This window comes from Thermodesulfobacteriota bacterium (genome assembly GCA_035559815.1).
GTDB lineage: Bacteria > Desulfobacterota_D > UBA1144 > Nemesobacterales > CSP1-2 > DATMAT01.
Genome location: DATMAT010000044.1, coordinates 23,617 through 49,644, shown reverse-complemented (window position 1 = coordinate 49,644; position 26,028 = coordinate 23,617). Strand labels below are relative to the sequence as shown.

At 47.2% G+C, this 26,028-nt stretch carries 17 protein-coding genes and 1 tRNA gene; 10 read left to right on the top strand and 8 right to left on the bottom strand.

Features of this window, described 5'->3' with window-relative positions; translation table 11 throughout:
• Window positions 1-386 precede the first annotated feature (386 nt).
• Window positions 387-3,071, top strand: coding sequence for a M36 family metallopeptidase (locus VNN20_11800; protein ID HWP92865.1), 2,685 nt, complete (start codon window positions 387-389; stop codon window positions 3,069-3,071).
• 618 nt (window positions 3,072-3,689) lie between these two features.
• Here the strand turns inward: VNN20_11800 and VNN20_11795 are convergent.
• Entirely contained in the window at window positions 3,690-4,991 is a 1,302-nt protein-coding gene (locus tag VNN20_11795; protein ID HWP92864.1) for a homoserine dehydrogenase, read from the bottom strand.
• Between the two features lie 245 nt (window positions 4,992-5,236).
• Here VNN20_11795 and VNN20_11790 point away from each other — a divergent pair.
• Window positions 5,237-5,312 (top strand) — tRNA-Ala (locus VNN20_11790).
• A 737-nt stretch (window positions 5,313-6,049) separates the two neighbouring features.
• Window positions 6,050-7,537, top strand: coding sequence for a sodium-dependent transporter (locus VNN20_11785; protein ID HWP92863.1), 1,488 nt, complete (start codon window positions 6,050-6,052; stop codon window positions 7,535-7,537).
• 250 nt (window positions 7,538-7,787) lie between these two features.
• Here the strand turns inward: VNN20_11785 and VNN20_11780 are convergent, their stop codons facing one another.
• Window positions 7,788-8,060, bottom strand: a complete 273-nt coding sequence (locus VNN20_11780; GenBank protein HWP92862.1) for a type II toxin-antitoxin system RelE/ParE family toxin — start codon at window positions 8,058-8,060, stop codon at window positions 7,788-7,790.
• Window positions 8,044-8,283, bottom strand: coding sequence for a hypothetical protein (locus VNN20_11775; GenBank protein HWP92861.1), 240 nt, complete (start codon window positions 8,281-8,283; stop codon window positions 8,044-8,046). The genes VNN20_11780 and VNN20_11775 overlap by 17 nt, the downstream gene beginning before the upstream one ends.
• Window positions 8,284-8,752: 469 nt before the next feature.
• Between VNN20_11775 and VNN20_11770 the strand changes: the two genes are divergently transcribed.
• Window positions 8,753-12,724, top strand: coding sequence for a type ISP restriction/modification enzyme (locus VNN20_11770; GenBank protein HWP92860.1), 3,972 nt, complete (start codon window positions 8,753-8,755; stop codon window positions 12,722-12,724).
• A 320-nt stretch (window positions 12,725-13,044) separates the two neighbouring features.
• On the opposite strand, the gene VNN20_11765 is transcribed toward VNN20_11770, so the two are convergent.
• Entirely contained in the window at window positions 13,045-13,359 is a 315-nt protein-coding gene (locus VNN20_11765) for a hypothetical protein (protein HWP92859.1), read from the bottom strand.
• Window positions 13,360-13,715: 356 nt separating this feature from the next.
• Here VNN20_11765 and VNN20_11760 point away from each other — a divergent pair, with 356 nt between their 5' ends.
• The 3 genes from VNN20_11760 to VNN20_11750 all read left to right on the top strand — a co-directional run bounded on the left by VNN20_11760 (window position 13,716) and on the right by VNN20_11750 (window position 17,123).
• The gene (locus VNN20_11760; protein ID HWP92858.1) at window positions 13,716-13,892 is read left to right on the top strand and encodes a DUF1059 domain-containing protein; all 177 of its coding nucleotides are present in this window, start codon (window positions 13,716-13,718) and stop codon (window positions 13,890-13,892) included.
• Between the two features lie 236 nt (window positions 13,893-14,128).
• Window positions 14,129-15,592 carry a UbiD family decarboxylase gene (locus VNN20_11755; protein ID HWP92857.1) on the top strand — a complete coding sequence of 488 codons (1,464 nt, stop codon included), beginning with the start codon at window positions 14,129-14,131 and terminating at the stop codon, window positions 15,590-15,592.
• Window positions 15,593-15,842: 250 nt separating this feature from the next.
• Entirely contained in the window at window positions 15,843-17,123 is a 1,281-nt protein-coding gene (locus VNN20_11750; protein HWP92856.1) for an MFS transporter, read from the top strand.
• A 152-nt stretch (window positions 17,124-17,275) separates the two neighbouring features.
• Here the strand turns inward: VNN20_11750 and VNN20_11745 are convergent, their stop codons facing one another.
• The 3 genes from VNN20_11745 to VNN20_11735 form a co-directional block, all read right to left on the bottom strand.
• Window positions 17,276-17,740 (bottom strand): hypothetical protein, encoded by a 465-nt coding sequence (locus tag VNN20_11745; GenBank protein HWP92855.1) that lies wholly within the window; start codon window positions 17,738-17,740, stop codon window positions 17,276-17,278.
• Between the two features lie 826 nt (window positions 17,741-18,566).
• Complete coding sequence (locus tag VNN20_11740) at window positions 18,567-19,670, bottom strand: OmpA family protein (GenBank protein HWP92854.1); 1,104 nt, start codon at window positions 19,668-19,670, stop codon at window positions 18,567-18,569.
• A 47-nt stretch (window positions 19,671-19,717) separates the two neighbouring features.
• On the bottom strand, window positions 19,718-20,221 hold the full coding sequence (locus VNN20_11735) for a hypothetical protein (GenBank protein HWP92853.1): 504 nt from the start codon (window positions 20,219-20,221) through the stop codon (window positions 19,718-19,720).
• Between the two features lie 312 nt (window positions 20,222-20,533).
• On the opposite strand from VNN20_11735, the gene VNN20_11730 reads away from it, so the two are divergent.
• On the top strand, window positions 20,534-21,148 hold the full coding sequence (locus VNN20_11730) for an inorganic pyrophosphatase (protein HWP92852.1): 615 nt from the start codon (window positions 20,534-20,536) through the stop codon (window positions 21,146-21,148).
• Window positions 21,149-21,237: 89 nt separating this feature from the next.
• Here the strand turns inward: VNN20_11730 and VNN20_11725 are convergent, their stop codons facing one another.
• On the bottom strand, window positions 21,238-22,869 hold the full coding sequence (locus VNN20_11725) for an acetolactate synthase large subunit (GenBank protein ID HWP92851.1): 1,632 nt from the start codon (window positions 22,867-22,869) through the stop codon (window positions 21,238-21,240).
• 498 nt (window positions 22,870-23,367) lie between these two features.
• On the opposite strand from VNN20_11725, the gene VNN20_11720 reads away from it, so the two are divergent.
• Both VNN20_11720 and VNN20_11715 read left to right on the top strand, forming a co-directional pair.
• A complete protein-coding gene (locus tag VNN20_11720) occupies window positions 23,368-25,302 on the top strand; it encodes a GAF domain-containing sensor histidine kinase (GenBank protein HWP92850.1) in 1,935 nt (644 codons plus the stop codon).
• On the top strand, window positions 25,299-25,928 hold the full coding sequence (locus VNN20_11715; GenBank protein HWP92849.1) for a response regulator transcription factor: 630 nt from the start codon (window positions 25,299-25,301) through the stop codon (window positions 25,926-25,928). Before VNN20_11720 ends, VNN20_11715 begins: the two co-directional genes overlap by 4 nt.
• The last annotated feature ends 100 nt before the right edge of the window (window positions 25,929-26,028 follow it).

Genomic DNA, 26,028 nt, shown 5'->3' with positions numbered 1-26,028 from the left:
AATTGTAGGAAGCCAGCGGGAGAACGACGGTTCCGCAAAAGAGGATTGACCTTGCATCTGGAAGATGCTTTAATAGGGGCTACGGCGGCTGTGGAAGGGCTCACACTAGTTACCCGGAACGTGGACATTTTCCCATGCTAACTTTAGAGAGGAATCTCATCCGGTTTCCCGATTAAACCTAAGCTCAGGACTCTTTGCTTATAATCTTGTTACATCAGCTTGAGTACGATGACCGGGTCAAGGCAATTACCATCAACTGCGCTGGAACAGAATCAATAAGAACTATCTTTTCCGATTTGTCGGCTTCTATAACCTCAAGGCCCGTAATCACATTCAAGCCTTGTTATTTAACTCTGTCTTAAAAAGAGAAAGAAGGAGGGATAATCATGGGTAGGGAGATAGACTGCAGGAACTTTAAAGTCAGCAAGGTCACAAAGGCCCGTGAGGTTGAGCTCAAATCGCTCGCCTCTGAGGTCTCTGACCGTCTTCCCGGAGCGCATCGGGTAAGAATTAAAAGTCTAGATGCTACCACCGGCAATCCGTCTGTGGTTACCTCCGAATCGGCACCAGCGGAGAAGGGAAACTACATCGAGCGGGCGTTAAACCACGTAACCAGGATAAGCCGGGCATTGGGGTTTACGGAGACACAGCCGGCGGAGTTTATAGCCGACCCGAACATACAAGAGACCAGCAGCGGCGGTGTGGCTGTCCACCTGCAGCAACAGTATAAGGGTATCTCCATATTCCAGGCGGCCCAGGCAGTGCGATTTTCCCCGGACGGCGCTTTGAAGGAGACCGCCGGCACCAGCGTCACGGTTTCTAAAGAAGTCGAGGTTCTTCTCAAGCTATCGGTTCAGGAAGCGGTGCTTAGGGCAGCTCAGCATGTAGCGGTGCCCGGCCCGGATGAGGAAGGAGCTAAAGACCAGTTCGGCCAGCCGCTCAAACTTGAGAGGGTGGATTTAACCGGCTTTGAGCCGAGGATCATAGCCGCTTTTACCAACAAACCGGACCAGCCCACGGTGATCGATGCCGGCCCCTTCGGCGATAAAATCAAGGCCAACCTGATATGGTTTCCGCTGGAGGAAGGACTTAGGCTAGGCTGGGAAGTGGTAATAACCATGCCTGGCTACAAGGGCCAATACCGCACCATAGTAGACGCCAAGACCGGAGAGATTCTATACTGCCGACAATTGATGAAGTCGGTAGCGGCGAGGGGCAATGTTTATCATGTTGACGGAGGGAGTGCGCGGCAGATGACCAATTTCCCCAGGCCTCTTGGCGATTATAGTCTTCCTATCCCTACCAATTTGCCTACGGGCTTTCCCGACGATTGGGTGGATTTAAACAGCGCCATCGGTAACAGTGTTTTTGCACACCTCGACCACAGCGGGCCGACCATTCAGGGCACGGTTCAGGACGGCGTCCTCACGTTCGACCCGGCTGACCCGGTAGGCAACGACCAGAAGGTCCTCAATATTTTTTATTACAACTGCTACATGCACGACTTCTTCTACATTCTCGGATTCAGGGAGGCCGACGGAAACTTCCAGCAAAACAACTTCGGCCGGGGAGGGGTACAATCGGATAGAGTAGATGCGCGGGCACATGCCGGCCCGGTTTGGGGAACGGCCAATATGTACACCCCGATAGACGGCCTGGGTGCGACGATGAATATGGGTTTGGTGGAGTCAACCAACAGGCATACGGCGTTCGATTCGACGGTGGTTTTTCACGAGTTTACTCATGGGGTTACAAACCGCTTGGTCGGCGGGCCGATGAACGACCATGCTCTGGAGGCGCCACAGAGTGGCGGCATGGGAGAGGGCTGGAGCGATTACTTTGCCTGCACCATAAACAATACAACGGTAGCCGGAGCGTGGGTGGTCGATGACCCGGCCGGTATTCGGGGCTTTCCCTACGATACCAATTTCCCGGACCATTTCGGCAAGCTGGGGGCGGGCCGCTACATGGAGCACCCGATGACTGGAGAGGTCCCGGTGCACAACATCGGAGAAATCTGGTGCGCCACCCTTATGGAGATGAACAGAAGAATCGGAATAAATCTTGCCCTGCAATTAGTCGTAGATGCCCTTAAGCTAACGCCGGCGAATCCCAGTTTTCTCGATGCTCGCGACGCGATTTTAGCGGCGCTGGATAACAAGCTGGCCGCAGGGCAAATTAGTTCTGCAGAGCACGGCACGGCCCGTGGAGGAATCTGGGCCGCTTTTGCCCGGTTTGGCATGGGGCCAGCCGCCCAGTCAAACGGCGCAAGCCTGTCCGGTATCGTTGCCGACTTCAACGTCCCTGCCGATACTACCGGGCCGGGTATCAGGGTTGAGGCTTCGCCGAATCTAGCCATTCCAGACAACCAACCAACCGGTGTGACCAGCGTGCTCACCGTGGCACAGTCAGGCCGGGTCAAAGAAATCACTGTCTCGGTCAATATCGAGCACACTTATATCGGAGACCTTATGGTGAGCTTAACCCCACCGGGCGGCAACGCCATCGTCCTTCACGACCGCACCGGTGCAAGCACGCACAACCTAATCAAGTCCTACACCAGCGACGATTCCCCGCTGGCTAGCTTGGTGGGAGAGCAGGCTCAAGGGGACTGGACGCTGAAGATAGTTGATACGGCAGCGGTTGATGTTGGAACTCTTCGGAACTGGAGCATCGAAATCAGCCTGGAAGCGGCTGCTCAGGTCATTCATGAAGAGACTTCACCGGGACTGGCCATTCCGGACAACGACCCTGCCGGGGTGAGCAGTTTCATAGCTATTTCCGAATCGGGAACGGTGCAGGGAATTAAAGTCGGTGTTGACATCACCCATACCTACATCGGAGACCTGAGGGTCGAGCTCTTTTCACCATCAGGCCAGCAAGCTATATTGCATAACCGGGCTGGCGGTGGTCAGGACAACCTGATAACCACCTATGATTCAATCACCACTCCGTCTCTAGCATCTCTGGCCGGTAGCCCGGCGGAGGGAAACTGGGTCTTGAGGGTTACAGACCTGGAGGGCCGGGATGTCGGGAAGCTTAATAAATGGAGCTTGGATATAACGGTATAAACCGGCATGTCCAGAGTAAATTCTAATCGAATCGAGGTTGGGAAATACCATGTAAGCGGTGATAATGGAGAGCTAAGCAGAATTTGATTTAATTTATTAATGTAGAGACGCATTGCAATGCGTCTCTACTTATAATTGTTTTATCTGTAATAATCGAGATTTTATTTGTCAGACAACATCAGGGTTTTCTCGATGAATTCCCACTACTGTCATTCTGGAGTGTTGCGGTTCCCTGAATTCCTCCCTCCTGATCACTATCTCAGATCCCGCGAAGCGGCGAAGAATCTAATTTTAAGATGCTTCACTTCGTTCAGCATGACAACTGAGATGCTTTGCCCGGGACAAGCTCTTAATGCTATGAAGAACTCAAAGTTACTGTGTTACCTGTCATTTTGACCTTCCCTCTTGTCATTTCGATTTTCTTCCTGTCATTTCGACCGAAGGGAGAAATCTTAGTGAAACAGTGTTTAGGGATTAGTTTATAGGGGAAATAGTTATAATCTAAGATTCCTCGTGAGCTCCTTCGCATGAGTTTATCCTGAGCGAAGCCGAAGGGCTTAAGATAGGACTCGGAATGACAACGTCTGCATTCAGAATGAACAAGGATTACTCATACTTCTACAGCTCCTCTATCCGGATAAAGACGCTTCTTGCTTTGACGAAGGAGGAGTTATCAATTTCACCGAGTGCGGAAAGCAGGTCGCTTTCCTTCGCCTCGTGGGTCATTATCACCACGGGGACCTCCCCTCCCTCAAGCTGTCTTCCCTTCTGAATTACGGACTCGATGCTTATGTTGTTTTTACCCAGGCTTCCGGCAATATGGCCGAGCACGCCCGGTCTGTCTTCCACCTGGAACCTCAAGTAATACTTGGTTACGATGTCGCTCATCGGAATCAACTTGGATGAGTTCTCCTCTTGGTATAGCCGGGGCAGCGAAGTGTGGGAGTTGTCGAGGCTGATATTCTTAGCTATCTGGACTATGTCGCTCACTACCGCGCTGGCCGTGGGCATCATTCCCGCTCCCATTCCGTAGAGCATGGTAGGGCCTACGGCATCGCCTACCACATAGATGGCATTGAAGGCCCCGGAGACGTCGGCAATGGGTGTGCCTTTCTCCACCAGTGTGGGGTGAACCCGGGCCTCTATGCCGCCATTTCTTGATTTTGCTATGGCCAAAAGTTTTATCTTGTATCCGAATTCATCTGCAAATGAAATATCGAGGGGTGTAATTCCACGTATTCCCTCTACATATATTTTTTCGAAATCCAGGAAGCTCCCGAACGATAGCATTATCAATATGGAAAGCTTGTGTGCTGTATCTATTCCGTCTATATCGAATGAGGGGTCGGCTTCGGCATAACCCTTTTCCTGTGCCCTTTTGAGCACGTTGTCAAACTCACCCCCCTCCTCAGTCATTTTTGAGAGTATGTAGTTGCACGTCCCGTTTATGATTCCATGAATTGAGAGGATTCTGTTTGCGACGTACCCCTCCTTCGTCGCTCTGATTATGGGTATTCCCCCGCCCACGCTTGCCTCAAAGCCGATGTCTACCTCATGCTGGGTGGCGGCTAAGAATATTTCTTTGCCGTGATGGGCCAGGAGCGCCTTGTTTGCAGTTACCACATTCTTTCCTTTCCTTATCGCTCCTAGGATAAAATCCTTTGCTATGGTGGTCCCTCCGACCAGCTCAATCACAATAGGGATTGAATCGTCTTCTATTACTTCCCAGGCGTTAGTGGTGAATAGTGACTTGTGGATTTCGACCGGTCTTTTCCTATCCGGGTCGATGTCTGCTATTTTCTTAATCTGCAGCCTTACCCCCGACCTCTTTTCGATGATGTCTCTATTCTCATTTATGACCTTGATCACCCCGCAACCCACTGTTCCGGCGCCGATAAGGCCAAGATTGACTACGTTCACTGTATATTCTCCTTTTCAATCTTAAAAGCTATTTAGCCGCGAATGAGTACTTGCTAAATGATGCAGGATGCATGATTCATGATGCACGATTTTTATATCCTGCATCCTGTGTCTTGCATCTTCCCATTCGTGTTCATTGTGCTAATTCGTGGCTAAATCCACTTAGCAATGGCATCTGTATTCTAAACAACCTTTCAAAATTTGACAACAAAATAAACGGAGCTAATAATAGATTGAACCAAAGTGGGGCCGTAGCTCAGTTGGGAGAGCGCATGAATGGCATTCATGAGGTCGAGGGTTCAAATCCCTTCGGCTCCACCAGTAGAATAAACATAAAATATATTATCCGTTTCCTTTTACCATCCATCAGACATCTTCCGCTGTCCTAATCTTGTTCGTCAAATAGCCGTTCTAACCTTTGTGTTTTCCCCCTTAGTATAAGAGGGGAATTAAAGAGGGGTTGCATTACCTTTCTTTTGTTTGATTTCCTCTCACTTGCTCACTGCTATATGGCGTTCGTGGTGAGCCTGTCGAACCATGAACGCCCTTCGACTGGCCTGCCCTGAGCCTGCGCTCTCCTTCGACGGCTCAGGATGAGCGGCAGAGTAGAACCCTGTCCCGAACGGGCCGAAAAGCTTGCTCTGAGCAACGTCGAAGGGGCTCAGGGCGAACGGATTTCCATCAATTCTCCTTTCCACGAAGTGGAGAAAGGGAAAATCCTTCCATGCTTACCGTCATTACGAGCCACCTTCTTTTGGCGGCGTGGCAAATTTCTCCCTCCGGTCAGAATGATATTTTAGTCAGATAGCTTCGTCGCTTCGCTCCTCGCAATGACCACAACTGAGTTGCTTTCTCTCCGTCCACAATTGGAGCATTTTTATTGCCCTCGGGTGAACTCTATTAATCAACCTCTTATTTTGGACAAATTTGACTTCCGTTAACGCTCCACCGTGATGTTATTGAAATAGTTAAATGTATAAATTAGGATAGTGTGGTTTTTATATTTTTATTGGTTTTAGGGTATTTCGTAAATTCTTTATTAACAAGGTAGCAATCCGATGAACGAAAGAGAACAGTGGAAGACCCAGGTCGGTTTTATACTGGCCACTATAGGCTCTGCCGTTGGACTGGGAAATATATGGCGCTTTTCCTATTTAACATACGATAACGGAGGGGGGGCGTTTTTAGTTGCTTATGTTATAGCCCTCTTCACCGCGGGAATACCCCTTATGATATTGGAGTTCGGATTAGGTCATAAAAAAGCGGGAAGTGCCCCCTATGCCTACGCAAGAATATTGAAGAGGTGGGAATGGCTCGGCTGGTGGGCGGTAACATTCGTCATGTTTGGGATAGTCCTCTACTATTCCGTGATCATATCCTGGTGTCTGAATTATTTTCTCTTCTCTTTCACAAAAGCCTGGGGCACCGATTTAGACGGCTTTTTCTTCAAAAATTTCCTCGGTACGACTTCTGGGCCCTGGGAAATCGGCGGGGTTAGGACTCCGATACTCCTCGGCCTTTTTTTTATCTGGGTGGTTAGCTGGTTGATAGTTTACCGGGGTATAGGAAAGGGGATTGAGCTGGCGAACAAAGTATTCATGCCTCTTCTTTTCGTACTCGTAGGGATACTGGTATTTTGGAGTCTAACCCTAGAGGGCGCTAGGGAAGGGATAATTGCCTACCTGAAGCCTGACTTTTCTGAACTGGCCAAGCCCAAGGTGTGGATAGATGCCTACAGCCAGACATTTTTCTCGTTAAGCCTTGGTTTCGGAATTCTTATAGCTTATGCCAGCTACCTTCCGGAAAGAAGCAACCTAACCGGTTATGCGGTAATCACTTCTTTAGCTGACTGCTCTTTTGCAATTTTTGCCGGATTTGCCGTTTTTGCCGTCCTCGGCTACATGGCTCTTGAGACCGGGCGCCCGGTCGACTCCGTAGTATCCGAGGGTATAGGGCTCGCCTTCGTGGCCTATCCCAAGGCCATAAACCTGTTTCCGGTGGGCGGAAATATCTTCGGCGCCATTTTTTTCCTAGCGCTTATAATTGCCGGAATCACCTCGGCAATATCGATCATAGAGGCTTTCGTCGCTGCAACAATCGATAAGTTTAAAGTCAGCCGGGGTAAGGTAATAACGGTTCTGTCCCTACTCGGTTTTCTAGGAGGGGTAATATTCACTACCGGCGGAGGGCTCTTTTGGCTGGACATAGTGGATCGGTTCCTCAGCCACTATGGACTTGTGGTTGTGGGGATTCTGGAATGCGTCCTGGTAGGTTGGCTCTTTCGCATTGAGCTAATAAGAAATCACATAAACAAAGTATCTAATCTCAGAATTGGATTATGGTGGGATTTTCTAATAAAGTTTTTCCTGCCCGTCGTGCTCACGGTAATTCTAGTCTGGGATCTGGTAAACGAAATCAAGAAACCATACGGGGATTACGGCTGGAGCGCTATATTGGGGATCGGGGTAAATTGGCTTTTTATAACACTCCTTATAGCCCTTGTTCTTACCTGGCTTCCGTGGAGGGAGAACAGTCAGAAGGCATAGCTGGTGAATCAACGTGAACCTTCTGTAACCCAGGTCCCCGTCCTAACATGGGGTGAAAGAAAATTAGCAATCCTTTGTATTTTCCCACTCACTAAGGGGGGAATTAAAGAGGGGTTGCTTTTTCTTTGTCCGTGATTATTGAAATTCCTAGATTACCATATGGCCAATTCCCACAATCAATCAATTATTTGGGACAATTTTGATCTGCGAGAAAGTAAATTCGGCAGTGTGGGTTTAGAGATATTTTAATTTAATCTTTATATGCTTCACCTCGGGGCAATATGGCGTAGACGTAAATAACCTTACTCTTTTTATCAGGGGTAAAAAGGATTCTCCAGTCTCCAACCCTGAGCCTATAATCTCCTTTTAGTTCTCCAGTCAGGGCTTTAACGTTTTCATGAAATAAAGGGTTATTACTCTTTTCCAATTTAAGTAGAGCCTCTTTTATCCTGGCTCTGGTCTTTTTATCAAGCTTTCTGTAAGACTTCTCCGCCGTAGGCTTGATCTCAATCTTCAAGTGCATTCAAGCGTTTCCCTTTTACTCCCTGCTCAACTTCCCTTTTGCCCTCTTTAATCAACTCTACCCATTTGGGATTTGAGAGTATCTCTAGGGTCTCCTTGTGTCTCTTTATGTAATCATCTATGAGCTCGGTAAGTATGTCCTTCATGTCCCGCTTCTCTAAGGTTGCGATGATCTTTAGCGTATCCCGTAAGTCTTCGGGAATCCTGACGTTTACAGTTCCCATTATTGAACCTCCACTGTTATATTAATATGCCAGCATATTAATATAACATAAAACGTAGGTGCCATAATACTATAAATCATGTTTAGTTTTCTGATCGAACTTGTCCAAAATAACGGATTGCTTCGCTTCGCCCACAATGACAGCATAAAAGCAATTATCCCTTCCTCCCTTGTGGGGGGATAGGATGGGGCAAAAAAGAATCCCCACCTTTAATCACCCGCTAAGGGGGGAGGAGAGATTTGGGGGTTAAAAGGCTGTTTCGACGAATGGGGTTAGGCTGGCGCTTACATAGCAAACATAAAACAGGGGAACCTGATTTTAAAAAGATGTTTTACCTGTCTAAGAACCTTATTTTACAAAGGTGAATCTATTGATTCTCAATTATTTGGACAGCAGTGTCTTCTGATAAAAATTACTCTATCAATCGTCATTTGCAAAAATCGACCAGAAAGATAAAATGAGGAACTGAATGTTAAAATCCTATCTAAAAAACCTGCACGAAATCACGAACCGTGGAGATGCAAGGGAAGAGAGTTATTACACCGCTCTTGAAAACCTTTTAAACGAGTATGCGGCATCGATAGGGAAGAAGAATGTTCACATCACAACCCTTCCCAAGAAAACGGAGGCCGGTAATCCGGATTTTCGGTTATGGGATGGCAAACAACATATCTTTGGTTACATCGAAGCTAAAGCCCCAACAGTAACTTACTTAGACCAGGTAGAAACAACAGAACAACTAAAGCGTTATTTACACACCTTCCCAAATCTTTTACTGACCAATTTCTTTGAATTCAGGCTTTACCGGCAAGGGATTCTAGATAAAAAGACGTTTATTGCAAGGCCCTATGTTATGCATAAACTCAAAGGTGTTCCCCCGGTTGAGAACGAAGAGGAGTTTCTTAGCTTACTAGAAAGGTTCTTTTCCTTTTCACTTCCCAAAGTCTATGATGCTAAAACCCTGGCCATAGAATTAGCGAAAAGGACCCGGTTCCTTAAAGACGAAGTTGTTACACAAGAATTAAAATCGGTAGGTCAGGCATTCCTGCCTGACTCAAACAAATACAAGGAGGTTACTGACAGGAATGTCTGTCCTACCGGTATTAATGTGATGGACAAGGATGTCCGCCCCAATGTTCTACATGGTTTTTACGAGGCATTCAAGAAATACCTCATAAGCGGTCTTACCAAAGAGGATTTTGCGGACCTTTACTCACAAACCATTACCTACGGGCTCTTCGCTGCCCGAACCCGTTCCGAGAACGGCTTTAATAGAAAACTTGCCTATGACCGGATTCCAAGAACGATAGGAATTTTAAGAGATGTATTCAGGTTTATTTCACTGGGAGACTTGCCTCAACAGATGGAATGGATTGTTGATGATATTTCCGAGGTTCTAGCGGTTACCGATGTAAAAAAGATACTTCACCAGTATTTCCATGAAGGAAAAGGCAAAGACCCTATAGTCCATTTCTACGAGACATTCCTGGCCCAGTATGACCCGGAAACAAGGGAAAGGCGGGGAGTTTATTACACGCCAGAAGCGGTGGTTTCCTACATCGTGCGTTCGCTTCACCTAATCCTTAAGGAAAAGTTCGGAAAGTCAGACGGTTTTGCCGATAACTCGGTTACTGTTTTGGACCCTGCAGCAGGAACGCTCACATTCCTTGCCGAGGCGGCAAAACTGGCGGTTGAGGAATTTGTTTCAAAGTACGGTGAAGGCGGAAAGGAAAATCTCATAAAAGAGCATATTCTCAAAAACTACTATGCCTTTGAACTGATGATGGCTCCTTATGCCGTAGGACATTTGAAGATGTCGTTCCTTCTCGAAGAGCTTGGCTATAAATTACAGAAAGACGACAGATTCAAGCTCTATCTCACAAACACTCTTGAGATGGAAGAGCTAGCCCAAACGGAGCTTCCCGGAATGGCTTCTCTCTCTGAGGAATCACACTTAGCGGGAAGAGTGAAAAAGGAACAACCTATTCTTGTAATCCTGGGCAATCCGCCTTATTCGGGGCATTCCTCAAACATCGGCGAATGGATTTCGGATGAAATCAAAACTTACTACCGGGTAGATGGAAGGCCTCTCCGTGAGAAAAATCCCAAGTGGCTGCAAGATGATTACGTGAAGTTTATCCGCTTTGCCCAGTGGAAGATTGACCAGGCCGGTGAGGGGATTTTGGGATTTATTACCAACCACAGCTATCTTGACAACCCAACATTCAGGGGAATGCGCCAGTCCCTTATGAACAGTTTCAATGAGATTTACATTTTGGATTTACACGGCAACAGCTTGAAGAAGGAAAAATGCCCTGATGGTTCAAAGGACGAAAACGTCTTTGACATAAAGCAGGGAGTAGCTATTGCTCTTTTTATAAAAAACAAACGGAGAGGTCAGACATTCTTGCCTGACACTTGTGAAGTTGGCCATTCGGAGCTTTGGGGATTAAGGGAGAATAAATATGATTGGCTCGAAAATAATGAAATAAAAACTACTAGATGGAAATCGATATTACCCAAATCTGAGTTTTATCTTTTTGTTCCTAGGCATGAGGGGCTTTTGGAAAGTTATGAAAGGAACCCAAAGATAACGGATATTTTCCCGATAAATAGCGTTGGCATTGTAACTTCAAGAGATAGTTTTGTGATTGATGCTGATAAAGAATTACTTAAACGGCGTATTAGGATGTTTTCAGATAAAAAGATACCGGATGAAATTATAAGGCAGACCTTCAACCTGAAGGATAAGTCAAATTGGAAACTAAAAACTGCACGAGAGAATGTGAGAAAAGACGAAAATTGGGAAAACTCAATTACGCAGATTTTATATAGACCATTTGATACCCAATGGATTTTCTATCACGATGCGGTTATCGAACGTTCTCGAAAAGAAGTCATGCGACATATGCTAACTAATAATCTTTCAATTTGTTTTATGAGACAAGTTTCTTTGGGGGAAGATTACAGTCATTTTCTTGTTAGTGAACATATAGTAGATAATAGGACTTTTTTAAGTAGCAAAGGGATTATTCAACAAGCTCCACTCTATCTTTACCCTGACACTGGTAAAAAAGACCTGTTTAACCACAAGCAAAGGGCAGGTGGAAGGAAGCCGAATATTAATCCTGAACTCTTTGCCATCCTTTCCAGTACATACAATAATGGGACAGAAAGGAATGTCTGTATCAAAAAAGATTCGGCAGGTCAGGCATTCCTGCATGACACAAACAAATACAAGGAGGTGACAGACAAGAATGTCTGTCCTACCGGTATTAATGTGATGGGCAAAAATGTCCGTCCCACCGATATTAATGAGGCCGAAAATGCCGATGACATCAAAATTACCAGAAGGCATCTGCCACACTGGAGATTGAAAGGGGCAACGTACTTTATTACCTTCAGAACGGCTCAAGGCGAGTTGTCTGTCGAGGAACAGAAACTCGTTTTAAATCACATTGTGGATGGCAATGAAAAGTTTTATACGCTTATTGCAGCTATCGTTATGCCCGACCACGTTCATATTTTACTTACTCCAAGAGAGGAATATGACCTCAGCAGGATAATGAAGGGCATTAAAGGAGTATCAGCCAGGCGGATTAATCTGAAGAGGACAGATAAGAATGTCTATCCTACCAAAAAAGAAACCTCCGGTTCTATCTGGCAGGATGAATCCTTTGACAGGATTATAAGAGACCAGAATGAATTGAATGAAAAGTTAGATTATATGTTGAACAACCCGGTGAAAAGCGGATTGACCGAAAGCCCATGGGATTATCATGGTTGGTATTTTAATGTGGCCGGAAGCGATTTGGTAGGTCAGGCATTCCTGCCTGATCAAAAAGAAGTGGCAGATGCTGATGTGACAGACAGGAAAGTGGTGACAGACAAGAATGTCTGTCCCAATATCTTCTATTACATCTATGCTGTTCTTTACTCTAACATCTACCGCACTAAATATGCTCAATTTCTTAAGATAGATTTTCCGAGAGTTCCTTTCACGAAAGATTACGAAGTCTTTAGTAGAATGGCAGAGCTTGGGAAGAGGCTTGCTGACTTGCATTTGCTAAAATCAGAAGAGCTTGACCCACCCGTTGCCAGATTCCAGGGCAAGGGAGATGACAAGGTCGAGAAGATAAAATACGAACCCGCAGGTCAGACATTCGTGTCTGACGCTAAAGAATCCCTGCCCAGAATTTACATAAACAACGATCAATATTTTGAAGGTGTAAGAAAAGAGGTTTGGGAATACCAGATTGGAGGCTATCAGGTATGCGAAAAGTGGCTTAAGGACAGAAGGGGAAGAAGGCTATCCCTTGACGATATAAAGCACTACTGCAGGGTTGCCACTGCCATTCAAAAAACTATAGATGTCCAAGAAGAGATTGATAACATTTATCCAGAAGTTGAGAAGGAGATTATAGAATTTAAAAAAGAGTAAACTTAGTCTTAAAACTGGTATCACTCACTCACCTAGAAAGCTGAAATAACAGTACCTTAAGAAAATATGTTTTTTAGCTGTCATCCCCGAACTAGTTTCGGGAGCTACTCGGTTTTCAGGATTTCTCGAAGGCTAAGTTTTCTCCCTCTGGTCGAAATGACACTCTCATTTGTCATTCCGAACGTATGTGAGGAATCTCTTTCGTAAAAAAGATCGGATGCTGAACCAAGCTTGTGCTGAATTAATTTCAGTATTCAGCATGACAGAGAGTGAGAATAATACTTACATTGTCCGACAGAAGAAATCTTGACTATTGCAGTTTAAACTACTACGCGAAATATCTCCCACCTGGATGTGCCCGAAACGATATAAGGCTCAAGGTCCTTGCCCCACTGCTTATGGGCTTCGATTGTCGCTAGTTTCTCCCAAGAGGCGTTAAGCTCGCTAAGGTCCTTGAGCAGTATCTCTACCTGGATGGATGATTCCGGTGCACCGACTGAGCCGGTGAGCACTCTCACCTTGTCCTTTTTCCACCCAATTTTGGCTCCAATTTCTTTATTCCATTTCTTAATAAGGTCTATTGCGGTCTGTTTATGACCAAAACGCGCTTCGATATTCCAGCGTGCAACTATCATGACTTTACCCCCCCCTTATTTTAAAATTATTTTCTTTTAACTCTACTCTCCGGACAAATATTAAGTTAGGTATGGGTATGATTTTATAATTTTGATCCATACTATTACACACAGTATAGGAGAATCGGATTCGGGTCAAGAGATTGTGACATACAGAAAGCCAGATAGATAAAGGTAGGCAAAGATATCGATTGGCTAAAGGAACTAGACGAGCTATTAGACAGACAACCCGGGTTGAAGATTCCTTTTTACCGTTGAATAATACAGTCTGTGTGCATTTGCCATTTGATTTATAGGGACGATTGGTTTATGTTCTTGAGAATGTGACGTTAATCAACCTAGAGGAGGGGATACAAATGGGCAAGGTTATTTATTGTAACAAGGTCAATCCCAGCTCCGACTGCAACCACGTAATCCGGGGCAAAGATGTGGAAGAGGTGCTCCAAAAAGCGGGAGTCCATGCCAAGGAGCACGGCTTAGAACCGACGCCGGAGCTACTGGAAATGGTGAAAGCCAATATCGAAGACGAATAATCTGTATGCACTCCTGTGTGAAAGTCTATATTTGATCAGAAGAAGAATGTCATCCTGAGCAGAATGCGAAGGATCTAAATCTTCTTTGGATTCTTCACTTCGTTCAGAATGACAGACTGGGGATTGCCGTTGTCTATAAAGCGAGGCGGAATACACAACTGACATTTTCTTTTCTTTAGTGGTAGACGTGCATTATCTTAAGATGACGATCTTGAAGCTTTTACAGGGAGGATGAAATGACCCATATAAAAGACCTGAGAGAATACTTACGTTTGTTAGCTGATATCGGAGAACTAAAGGAGATAGACGTAGAGGTCGATTGGAATCTTGAGATTGGCGCAATTATCAGAAGGTGCTACGACCTGAGGGCGCCGGCCCCGCTCTTCAACAAAATCAAGGGTATTGAAAACGGCTTCAGGGTGCTGGGAGGCTCGGCCGGGGTTAGCAGACAAAAGGGTCTTTACCTATCCCGCATCGCCCTCTCCCTGGGATTATCGCCGCATTCAACCGCCCACGAAATCATAAACACGTTGGCAAGTTCAATTGGTAAAGAAGGGATACGACCTAAAACGGTTAGCTCTGGTGTCTGCCAGGAGAATATCATGACCGGGCCGGATGTGGACCTGCTGAGATTTCCGAGCCCTTTTCTCCACCAGGGGGACGGCGGCCGCTACATCAACACCTGGGGAACGATTATCGTAGAGACACCCGACCGCTCCTGGACAAACTGGTCCATTACCCGAATCATGCTCCTAGACAAAAACCGCATGACCGGCCTTGTGGTTCCTATGCAGCATATCGGCATGATTCACCAGATGTGGAAGGAAGAGAATAAGCCGATGCCCTTTGCTTTAGCCGTGGGATGCGAGCCGGCGGTTCCTTTTTTCTCGTCCATGCACCTACCGGCTTTTGTTGATGAGGCGGATGTCCTGGGCGCCCACTTTGGCGAACCCATCGAGGTCGTCCCCTGTAAAACGGTGGACCTCAAGGTTCCGGCAACCTGCGAGATTGTGATTGAAGGAACCGTTTCCCATACCGACACAGTGAGCGAGGGCCCTATGGGGGAATTTGCCGGTTACACCGGGGATTCCCGGCCCCAGCCTGTTTTTAACGTCTCTGCAATCACCTATCGGAGCGATCCAATTCTACCGGTAGTCGTAGCCGGGGTTCCGGTCGAGGATACCCATACCTGCTGCGGGACGGTGATGGCGGCCATGGTGCTAGCTGAGCTGTGGAAGCATGGTTTTCCGGCGGCCAGTTGCTTTTGTTTATTTGAAAGCGCCCTCCACTGGCTGGTCGTTACCGTGAATAGGCCCGGTCATTCGGAGGAGAGCACCAAGAAACTGGCCCACATGGCCAAAGAAATCATCTTCAAGAGCAAAGCCGGTCTCGATATCCCCAAGGTTATTCTTCTCGACGATGATATCGATCCCAGCAACGTGAGTGAAGTGGTCTGGGCCTTTGCCACCCGCTGTCATCCGGATACCGATTCCCATTTTTATAAACATGAAAGTACGCTTCCACTCATACATTATCTGACCGTGGCTGAAAAGAAAGATGCCAGCAGCACCAAGGTCGTGTACAATGGGCTATTGCCATCTTTTGACCGGTCTCAGATTTCCAGCTTTAAATACGGCTACCCTGCCGATATGCAGGAGAAAGTGGTAACCAATTGGAAAAAGTACGGTTTTAGCGATTAGAGCGCCGGGTCAAAACTTGGCTTAGAATGACAGTTCGGGAATTGCTGTTTCTATGATTTTTTGTGCCTTAAGTAATTCTCTAGATGTTGCTGAGTATATACAAGAGTTTTCTGATCATCATATAGCTCCATTTTTTGTTCTTCCCTTTTAATTCCCAACTATGCTATAATCCGGCGAGTCACTTAGCCAATTTTGTTGAATCCGTATAGGGGTTCGAACTAATCACCAGTGCTGTGAAGGAGACGATCCGATGCGATTGAAAACTATAACCCCACACCAGAAGAAGACCCTGGTTGCCGGTTCCGTAGGAAACGTCTTGGAATGGTACGATTTTGCCCTGTATGGTTCCTTTGCCCCTATCATTGCAAAGCTCTTTTTCCCGGCAAAGGACGAGCTGGCCTCGCTACTTTCTACATTCGGGGTCTTCGCACTAGGGTTTCTCATGCGTCCACTGGGAGCTGCTATCTTTGGCTTTGTCGGTGATAGGGTCGGGCGGAAAAGGGCGCTGATGCTGTCAGTGATCCTGATGGCCATCCCAACGACACTTCTTGGTGTTCTACCCACCTACGTTCAGATTGGCGTCGCCGCTCCGGTTTTGTTGACTCTGCTTCGTCTCATCCAGGGTATTTCTATAGGCGGGGAATTTACTTGCTCCATCTCGTTTGTCGTGGAACATGCCCCTCCATCACGCCGAGGGTTCTTTGGCAGTTGGACAGTTTTTAGCTTGCTTTGCGGGGTTCTCCTCGGGTCTGCGGTTAGCACATTTATAACTTCCGCCCTCTCTCAGGATGCGATAACCAGTTGGGGTTGGCGTGTTCCGTTCATCTTAGGGGTCTTGATTGGGGGCGTCGGCCTTTTTCTGAGGACCGGTATAGAGGAATCTCCAATCTTTAAATCATTGGAAAGCTCGGGGAACGTTTCAAAAGCACCGATCCGTGAGGCACTCACTCATTACCGTAAAGAAACACTAACCACCGTGGGTGCGACCTGCGTAGGCTCTGTTACTTTCTATATGATTTTTGTTTACTTGATAACCTTTCTTTCAACTGAGACTAATGTGCCTTATTCCTCGGCCTTGGAGATTAACACGATAAGCATGATTGTCCTTATGGTACTAACCCCTCTCATGGGAGCCATTTCCGACCGCCTGGGGAGAAAGCCATTGCTGATTGCCGGTTCCTTAATAATTGCGATCCTATCCTACCCCCTGTTTCTTCTAATCTCACAAGACAAGGTTCTGTATGACCTGGCTGGACAGGTGGTCTTTGCCATTGGTCTGGCGATGGTTTTTGGTCCTTTTGGGGCAATGCTTGTGGAGCTCTTCCCAACGCGGGTGCGCATGAGTGCCATGTCTCTGGGATATAATATTGGGTTTGCCGTCTTCGGAGGCACGGCGCCTCTTATCGCAACTTATCTGATTAAAGAGACTGGCAGTAAAACGGCGCCTAGTATTTGTCTTATCGTAAGTGCTCTGATTTCACTACTTATATTTCTCAAACTCCGAGAGACCTTTCGGAGTCCGCTAAGTTAGATGTTGAGTAGGTTTCTTGACTTAAGGTAGTCTAGTACAATTAATGCATAAAGTCGAAACTAACTATACATCTGAAATTTGATATAAAGTCAGGCATTCTAACTACTTGTTTTTATTTTTTGTGGCGATAAGGATTCGGGCTTCCGTTTAGGTTAAACAACCTGTCTCTTGTTGTAGTAGTAGTAATATTGAATAGCCCACCTGATGTCCTCTTCTCGGGCATACACCGGTTCTATGCAGTGCCCGGACAAGAAGGTAAGGTTGTCGATTGTTTCCAGGTTGGCGGGGTTGGTCATAGCCACTATTAGTTTTTTTACCCGGTCATTGGTAAAAGCTATCGGAATGGCCTGGTATTTTTCGGCTATATTCTTGGGAATTGTATTAACAGCTTCCTCGTTAACTAATGCCTTTAGCAGGTTTATTCCCCTGGCGTTATGTTGTTTTGCCAAAAACTCAATCAAGGTATCCTCGCCGATGTAATTGAGATGGACGAGGATTCGCCCTAATTTTTCCAGATGAAACTTTTGTGACTTCAAGGTCAGGGCATGGTTAAGCTGTTCGGCATTAATGAGTCCGGCTTCGAGTAGTGATTCTCCCAGGCGTTTTCTGGTCATCATGACTCCTCAACAGGGGATTTGGTATTCAATCTAAATATGGTCACGACTGGTCCGGGATCAAATAGGACTTCGGTATTATCTTAGTTGGACTAAATATAATAAGACGCTTTAATAATTAAGACTAAAAGATATCACTTAACAGGCCAAGGCTAGTGATGTTCCCAATTATTTTGGTTGGAGTAAACTCTAGTGTAAGAATAAACTCCTCTGAGCGATCTGTTAAGATTTCTCCCTACGAAATGACAACTCGAGTTATCTCGAATCCGCCACCCGTTATCATTCCGAACCCTGACCCGTGCACGGCGGAGGGAAAGAACGATATTCATCTGCTTAAAATGATTTATGAAATAACACGTTCGTCCTGAGCCAGGTCCCCCGGTTTAACCGGGGGAAAGGCGAATCCCTACGTTTTAAATTCATACTTCGACTGACCCTTCGATAACTGGGCATGCTCAGTATGAGCGGATTAGCATCCGCTGGTAAGCAGAGATAAAAACCCGTTCATTCCAAGCTCAGTTTGTTCTGAGCTGTGCTTAAGAGTCGAGGAGTGAACTCTTCTTCTCTTTTTCTTACGAAGTTTATTTCTTCGCGGTGTTCTATACTGAGTACATTCGTGGAGCCTATACTGAGAGAATCGAAGTGATTAGTGTAAATTCCAGCGAGGGACTCCTCGCCCACACGTGAGGCTGCTTGCGTAGGTATTGATACTAAGCGGTTTAAAGTGAGGTTAATTGTCCGCTCCCGCAATTCGTCCATTATTGAAGCTGGAGTTAATTTAGATAGGTTTGATACTCTGAATCAGCGACCGGATTAATACTTTAGTTAGCTACTTCCTCCTCCTTGCCGTCATCACGATTACGCCCAGGACGACTAATGCCCCGACAATCCAGTACCACTGGTTTTTGACCAGTCTCGAGGAGGAGTAAACAGGGTCGTATTTCACGCTTATCGCCCTTACATAGAGCGGATAAGCTTTTTCTTCTTCAGCCTGGTTGTTAACGCCTATTCTGACGGTGGCGGTGAGCAATAGTGAGTGCAACCCGCTCTTCTCCGGAGTAACCTCCCAATCCCACTTCGCTCCGTCACCCCCGGATGGCTGCTGAGCTTGGCTAAGTGATTCGACTTTGAAGTTATACCCGCTTAACTGGAGCGAGATAGCCTGCCCAAGTCTAATCTTTTCCCCTTCGGGCAGTCCGTCTTTCTCCAATCCGGCCTGTAGGTTCTCTATCAAGCTGCCGGAAATGCGGGCATTTACCCTCTCGCTCCGTCCTACTTTCATTTCCCTGGGGGGATTAAACAAAATCTGTCCCGGGGCTAACTCCTTCAGTTTCCTCTCGATGATTCTGGATAACTCATTGGAGATGGGGAGTGTTTCTTCGGCCGATTGCGGCTGGTGTGGAGAAGAAGACGTGGATTCGGCTCGTTCCGCTGTCTCTCCAGATTGCTGCACAAAGTGGGCTCTTCTATTTAGTTGAAAGTCTTCTTCGGAACTGCCCTTAGAAAATTTCGTGCTGGCCCCCATAGCCAGTGTGCTTATTCTCTTGGGGTCAATTCCCAGCCTGACTAAGTATTCTTTGGCCGCATCGGCTCTCCTCGCGGCGAGCCTTAGATTATACTGCTCTTCACCCCTTATGTCCGCATATCCCTCTATCAGTACATTGATGTTAGGGGATTCCTTCAAGACCTGGGCTGTCTCCCTGAGCACCGGCTCGGCATCCGGGCGGATGTTGTACTTGTTGGGGTCGAATAAAACGTCCTTCAGGGGTAATTCGTCTACTGCGGGCAGGGGAGGTAGGGGTGCCGTGCCCGGGGATGGAGACGTTTCCACAGCCATTGCCCGCACAGCGAACTCCATGGGCTTTAGGCAAACCGGTAACGACGCCACCGATAAAACGCTTATTACCCGAACTATACATGCACCTCTTCTCATGATTTAACCCTTAGCCGCCAGGGTTTTCACCATTGATAGACCGGGTGTTACCGAAAACCTCTTGGGGGTGTTTTAGGCGTCTCTGATTTGCGGCGAAAGAGCTCCTTCTTATTGTAGTAGTAAGCTATTACCCAGCTTAGGTCCTCTTCTCTGGCCAGCAGTGGCTCGATGCTATAACCGGTTATGAAGGAGATGGTATCTACGACCTCCAGATTAGTCGGGTCGGGCATAGCCACCATCAGTTTTTTTCTATTAGCGTCTGTTTTAAACCCGACTGATATAACCTTGTACCTCCTAGCAATCTCCTTTGGGATTAGGTGAACGGCCTCTTCGTCGATAATTTCCTTACGCAGGTTTATAGTAGGACTGCCGTATTGCCTGCCCAGAAACTTTATCAGTGTATCCTGGTCGATATAATTGAGATACAGCATTACCTGGCCTATTTTATCCTTGGCGAATCTTTGTTGTTTCAAAGTTAAGGCGTAATTGAGTTGTTCGGTGTTTATTACGCCGGCCTCCAGAAGCAGTTCCCCGAGCGGTTTTCTGTTCAAAGCCCACCACCTCCTTCTTACCACCCTCTGAGAGATTCTAACAAATTTACCAGTCAAAATGCAAGCTCGGTTTTTTGCCGCGTAAAGTGGTCGCATCATCACTTTCTGCTGGTATAGCGATCTTCTGCCGAATTCCAGGTTTGAGCAACTCTTTGTATAGGGAATTAACCATACTTGAAGGTAGCAACGGGAAGATTTTCCCTTGCGAACTTTTATTCTTTGTGAGACAATAGTAACGGGAAAAACTTTTTGTGTAAGTCGGGATGATGTTTAATGAAAAATTTACCAGTAGTCCGATACCTGGAGGTATAGATGGGAGTTTTTCCTCCGCCTTACTATCGCTGGCGGCCTCACCCCTGGCACGGTCTTGACGTAGGTCCCAACCCGCCTAGAATCGTCCACGCCTACATAGAAATAACCCCTTTCGACGGGATCAAGTACGAAGTGGACAAGGTTACCGGCTACATGCGCGTAGACCGGCCGCAAAAAACATCTTCTCAACCACCCGCTCTCTACGGGTTTGTCCCCCGTACCTACTGCGGTAGGAGGGTGGGAAAGCTGACAGAGGGCGTTCAGCTAGGCGACGGCGACCCCCTGGATATATGTGTCTTCAGCGAAAGGGCCATAACTCGTTCCGAGGTGATACTAAACGCCCGGGTCGTCGGCGGTTTTCAGGGAATCGACAAGGGGCTGGCGGACGATAAGATAATTGCTGTTTTGGATAAGGACAATGTTTGGGGAGAGATAGAAGATATCTCCGAGCTTCCGCCGAATTTGGTAGAACGCCTGCGCCATTACTTTCTTACCTATAAGCTGGAGTTTGGGACACAGGCACAGATGACCATCGAGAAGATTTACAGCCGGGAGCACGCTTTAGAGGTTGTGGAAGCGGCTATAGAAGACTATAACGAAGAATACGGGGCCTGAGCGTTTAGGCCCTACATTTTCATAGACACTTTTTCCTACTTTTAGTGCGTCCAATTCGAAAGGCGGAAGTATAACATGGCCATTTCCGGCTAGGCGAACACCAGCAACCCGCCGAATTTTTCCACGATCCTGAGGTTCTCTCTGTAGTCCACCGGGCAATCTATGACTACCGGCTTGTTCACGGAGAAAGCCTCCTCCAGGACCGGCTTTAGCTCGTCGGCGCCCTGGATTCTATACCCGATTGCCCCGAAGCTCTCGGCGAATTTGACGAAGTCCGGGTTTCCAAAGTTGACATGGGACTTTCTTCCGTAATGGATGTGTTGTTTAATCTCGATCAGGCTATAGGATTTATCGTGGAAGATCAGGCTTACAAACGGTATTTCTTCTCTTACCGCTGTCTCCAGCTCCTGGGCATTCATCAGGAACCCGCCGTCTCCGGTCACGGTTACCACCTTTCTCTCCGGATGGAGCAGCTTTGCCCCAATGGCGCCGGGCACTCCGATTCCCATCGTGGCAAAACCGTTTGAGATAATGCAGGTATTGGGCTTATAGCACGGATAAACACGGGCAACCCAGAGCTTATGCGCCCCCACATCGGAGACCACTATATCCTCCTCTCCCATTATCTCTCTCAGGTCGTAAAGAATTTTTTGCGGCTTGGGAGGGAAGGAGCGGTCTTCCTTGTATGCTTCCATTTCTCTCAATATCTGCTCTCGGAGTGACTTGGAATAGTTGGCATCGTTGGGCGACGCCTTCTCCGCAATTTCCCGGAGTGATATGGAGATGTCACCCACGACGCCGACGCTCACTATGTAATGAGCATCCACCTCGGCGGGGGTCATGTCGATGTGGACAATCTTTTTATTGGTATGGGGGTTCCATCTGTCCGGTGAGTATTCGACGATGTCGTAGCCGACGGTGATTACCACATCTGCCTTGGCCAAGCCGGAGGAGATATAATCGCCGGCTTGAAGGCCCACTGTGAAGAGCGATAGCTCGTTGCTGTCGGAAAGGGCGCCTTTTCCCATGAAGGTGTGGGCCACCGGTATATTCAACTTTTGGGCGAAGTAGGAGAGGGCATCGGAGGCGTTTCCTCTGATGACACCGTTTCCCGCCAGTATGATAGGGTATTTGGACTCGGAGATTATCTTTGCCGCTCTTTCCACCTGGGCGGCCAACGGCTCCGGCCTGAACGGAAACTGCACCAGTAACGGTTTTGCGCTTACCTCCAAACCGGCTACATCCTCGGGAAAGTCTATATGGGTAGCTCCCGGCTTCTCGGTCTGGGCGACCTTGAATGCCTTTCTCACCGCTTCGGGAATGATCCCCGGTAATTTAACCTGGGTGTTCCACTTGGTGATGGGGCGGAAAATCTCCACGATGTCTATGTACTGGTGGGACTCCTTGTGCATCCTGTCCAGTGAAGCCTGTCCGGTGATGGCAACGAGGGGGGCTCGGTCCATGTTTGCATCGGCTACACCGGTCATAAGGTTTGTGGCGCCGGGTCCGAGCGTGGAGAGGCAAACGCCGGCCTTTCCGCTGAGCCTTCCGTACACGTCGGCCATGAAGGCAGCGCCCTGCTCATGGCGGGTCAGTATAAACCGGATTTTCGAGTCGTTAAGTGCGTCCATGATGTCCAGGTTTTCCTCCCCGGGTAGGCCGAATATATAATTCACGCCCTCATTCTCAAGACACCTGACCAGGAGTTCTCCTGCTTTCACTCTGCTATCCTCGTCGAATCTCTATTCTGTTTAACTTGGGAATTCCCTGTGGCTTGCCACAGGGTTTCCATGCGTCCATCCTCCCCCTCGATGGGGGAGGACTAAGCCTGTCCTGAGCGAAGCCGAAGGAGTGGGTGTTGATTCACCCTCCCCTTCATCCCCTCCCATCAAGGGAAGGGACATTTTTCGTATACCCTGCAGCTTGCTGCATGGTGGTTCATTATCGACAATTAACATAACTCATTGCCTACTAATTGCAAGAATATTTACCCATCGGTGGTCGTTTAAAAAATATGGCGAAAATACCGGTCCAATATTAACCCTGGTCAATTATCATCCGAGCTATCTTGCTTCATATGGATAAGCTAGGCTATAGTATTTTACGAGTGGGCTTCTCGTTATCTGCGGGTTGTCGGCCTAATATAATATGAATGGCTCTTTAAGCACATTCGTCTGGGCTATTTATCGTATGCCCTATCTCGGGACGGGGTTGAGAAAATGGAGCTAAAGAGTGTGTACGGCGATTCGAGTCGGGAGAACGAGGATTTAGCAATATTGATTAGCCTTATTCAGGCGGTGCATAAATCCTCTGACCTGGAGGAGATATACCAGGTTGCTTTAAGCTCGGCGGTGAGGCTAGAAAACGTGGACATGGCGTCAATTTACTTGATAGACGAGGAAAAGCGTGAGGCGGTGCTAAGGGCCCACCGGAATCTCCCTTATTTTTTTGTGGAGAGAGCCGGCAGAATCCCCTATCCCAGGGGGATAACCTGGAAGGCAATAAACAGCAGGAAGATACTTAATATAGAGGATGTGCAGAAAGACCCGGATATAGGGCCAGCGGGCAGAGAACTGGGACCGCACAGCGCCCTGGTTATACCTATTACCCTCGAAGAAAAGAGTATAGGTGTTATCTGGTTTATCAGTTATAGAGAGCATCGGTTTAATGAAAGGGAAATAAGCTTGCTTTCCACATTAGGAAACCAGATTGCCATCGCCCTGGCTAGGGCAAAGATGTTAGAGGAAATGAAAAAGAGAGAGGAGGATCTCAAACAAACCCTCACCCAGTTGTCCAAAAAGAACCGATACGAATCTATTATTAGCGCCGTAACTCAAAATGTTCATAAAACAATCAATCTCCAGGATGTACTGGAAAACGCAGTTGATGCTATGAGTAAGAATATAGATAACGTGAACAACGTCTCAATCTACCTAGTTGAAGAAGCCGAAGGGGATTCGACTTCCTTCGACAAAGCTCAGGACACCTCAGCTCAGGCGGTTCTAAAGTCTTACCGAGGCTATCCGGATTGGTGGATCAAGCAAGTTAGAACGATCCCTTACCCTATCGGGTTTACCTGGAAGACGATTATTGGGGGCAAGCCGACCTATTGTGCCGATGTGGGTACAGACTCGGTAATCGGCCCCGCCGGAAAGAGGATGGGAACAAAGAGCTACGCCTCCATGCCTATTAATTTCGGGGGAAAAACGGTTGGGGTCATAAATATAAACTCCTTGAAGAAAAACGCCTTTAACGAGGAGGAGCTAAGGTTGCTGGAAATCGTAGCTCGAAAAATTGAGGTGGCGATTAACAACGCTAAGCAGGCGGAGGCTCTTCGCAAATCTGAGGAAGCCCTAAGAAAAGCTAAAAACGAGCTGGAAATAAAGGTGGAGGAACGAACAACCGAGTTGAGAAAGACAAACCGGAATTTAATGGCCGAGATCGCTGAACGCAAGCGGGCAGAGGAGGGTCTCAGAAATTCCCATGAACAACTGCGAGCACTAGCAGCACGTCTTCAATCCATAAGAGAAGAGGAAAGAAAGCTAATTGCCAGGGAGGTTCATGACGAGCTTGGGCAGGCGTTGACCGGGTTAAAACTGGACCTTTCCCGTTTGGCGAGCAGTTTGTCCGGAATTGCTACCAAAAGAAATAATGCAGCTCAAAGGATTGAGTCCATGTCTACTTTGATTGACGAAACCATACAAACAGTACGGAGAATCGCAACCCAGTTGAGACCGGGGGTGCTCGATGACCTGGGCCTGGTGGCGGCTATCGAATGGCAGTTGCAGGACTTCCGCGAAAGAACAGGGGTTGAATGCGAGTTCAAGTCTAGTGTTAAGCATCTAAACCTGGACCAAAACCTCTCCACCTCTTTGTTCCGTATACTTCAAGAGACCTTGACCAATATTGCTCGTCATGCCAACGCCAGCAGGGTTAAGATACGTTTGAAGAAAGACAAAGATAACATCGTGCTCAGGGTGGAGGATAATGGCAGGGGAATTGCTGAAAGGGAGATTTCTGGCTCCAAGTCTCTAGGATTATTGGGAATCAAAGAACGTGCCTTGCTTTTCGGTGGAAGTGTTGACATCACCGGGCGACAGAATAAAGGGACAGTAGTCGCTGTGCATATTCCTCTCCGGAGGCATACGCCATGATTAAAATTCTAATCATAGACGACCATCCGATCGTGCGGCGCGGTTTGAAGGAAATAGTGTCGGAGGAGCCGGATATTGTAGTCGCGGGCGAAGCACAAAATTCTAGAGAGGCACTCGAGCTTATCCGTAAACAAAAATGGGATGTGGTTGTTCTGGATATTACCATGCCCGACAGTAACGGGCTGGAAATCCTTAAGCAACTAAGAAAGGAACGACCAAAACTGCCTGTGCTTGTCCTGAGCATTCATTCTGAGGAGCAGTATGCGGTGAGAGTTCTCAAATCCGGGGGGGCCGGGTTTATGAATAAAGAGGCCGCTCCAGCGGAGTTGGTTAAAGCCATCCGAAAGGTAGTTACTGGGGGGAAATATGTTAGTCCTACCCTAGCGGAAAGGTTGGCATTCGATTTAGAAAGCGGGGAGAAGCAGCTTCATGAGAATCTATCTGATCGGGAGTTTCAGGTGTTATGCATGATCGCTTCGGGGAAGACAGTAAAAGAGATTGCCAATAAGTTATTTTTAAGCGTAAAAACAGTCAGCACGTATCGAACGCGTATTCTAAAGAAGATGAAAATGAGAACAAATGCGGAATTAACCTATTATGCGGTAAGAAATAGGCTGGTAGATTGAAAAGGCTAAATTCTTGGTGTCGAGCAATTATTCGAGTTATGCTTTTTCCCCGGTTGTTTTAGTTTAGTATGAATGTAAGATAAAAACCGTTAGTTCAGTT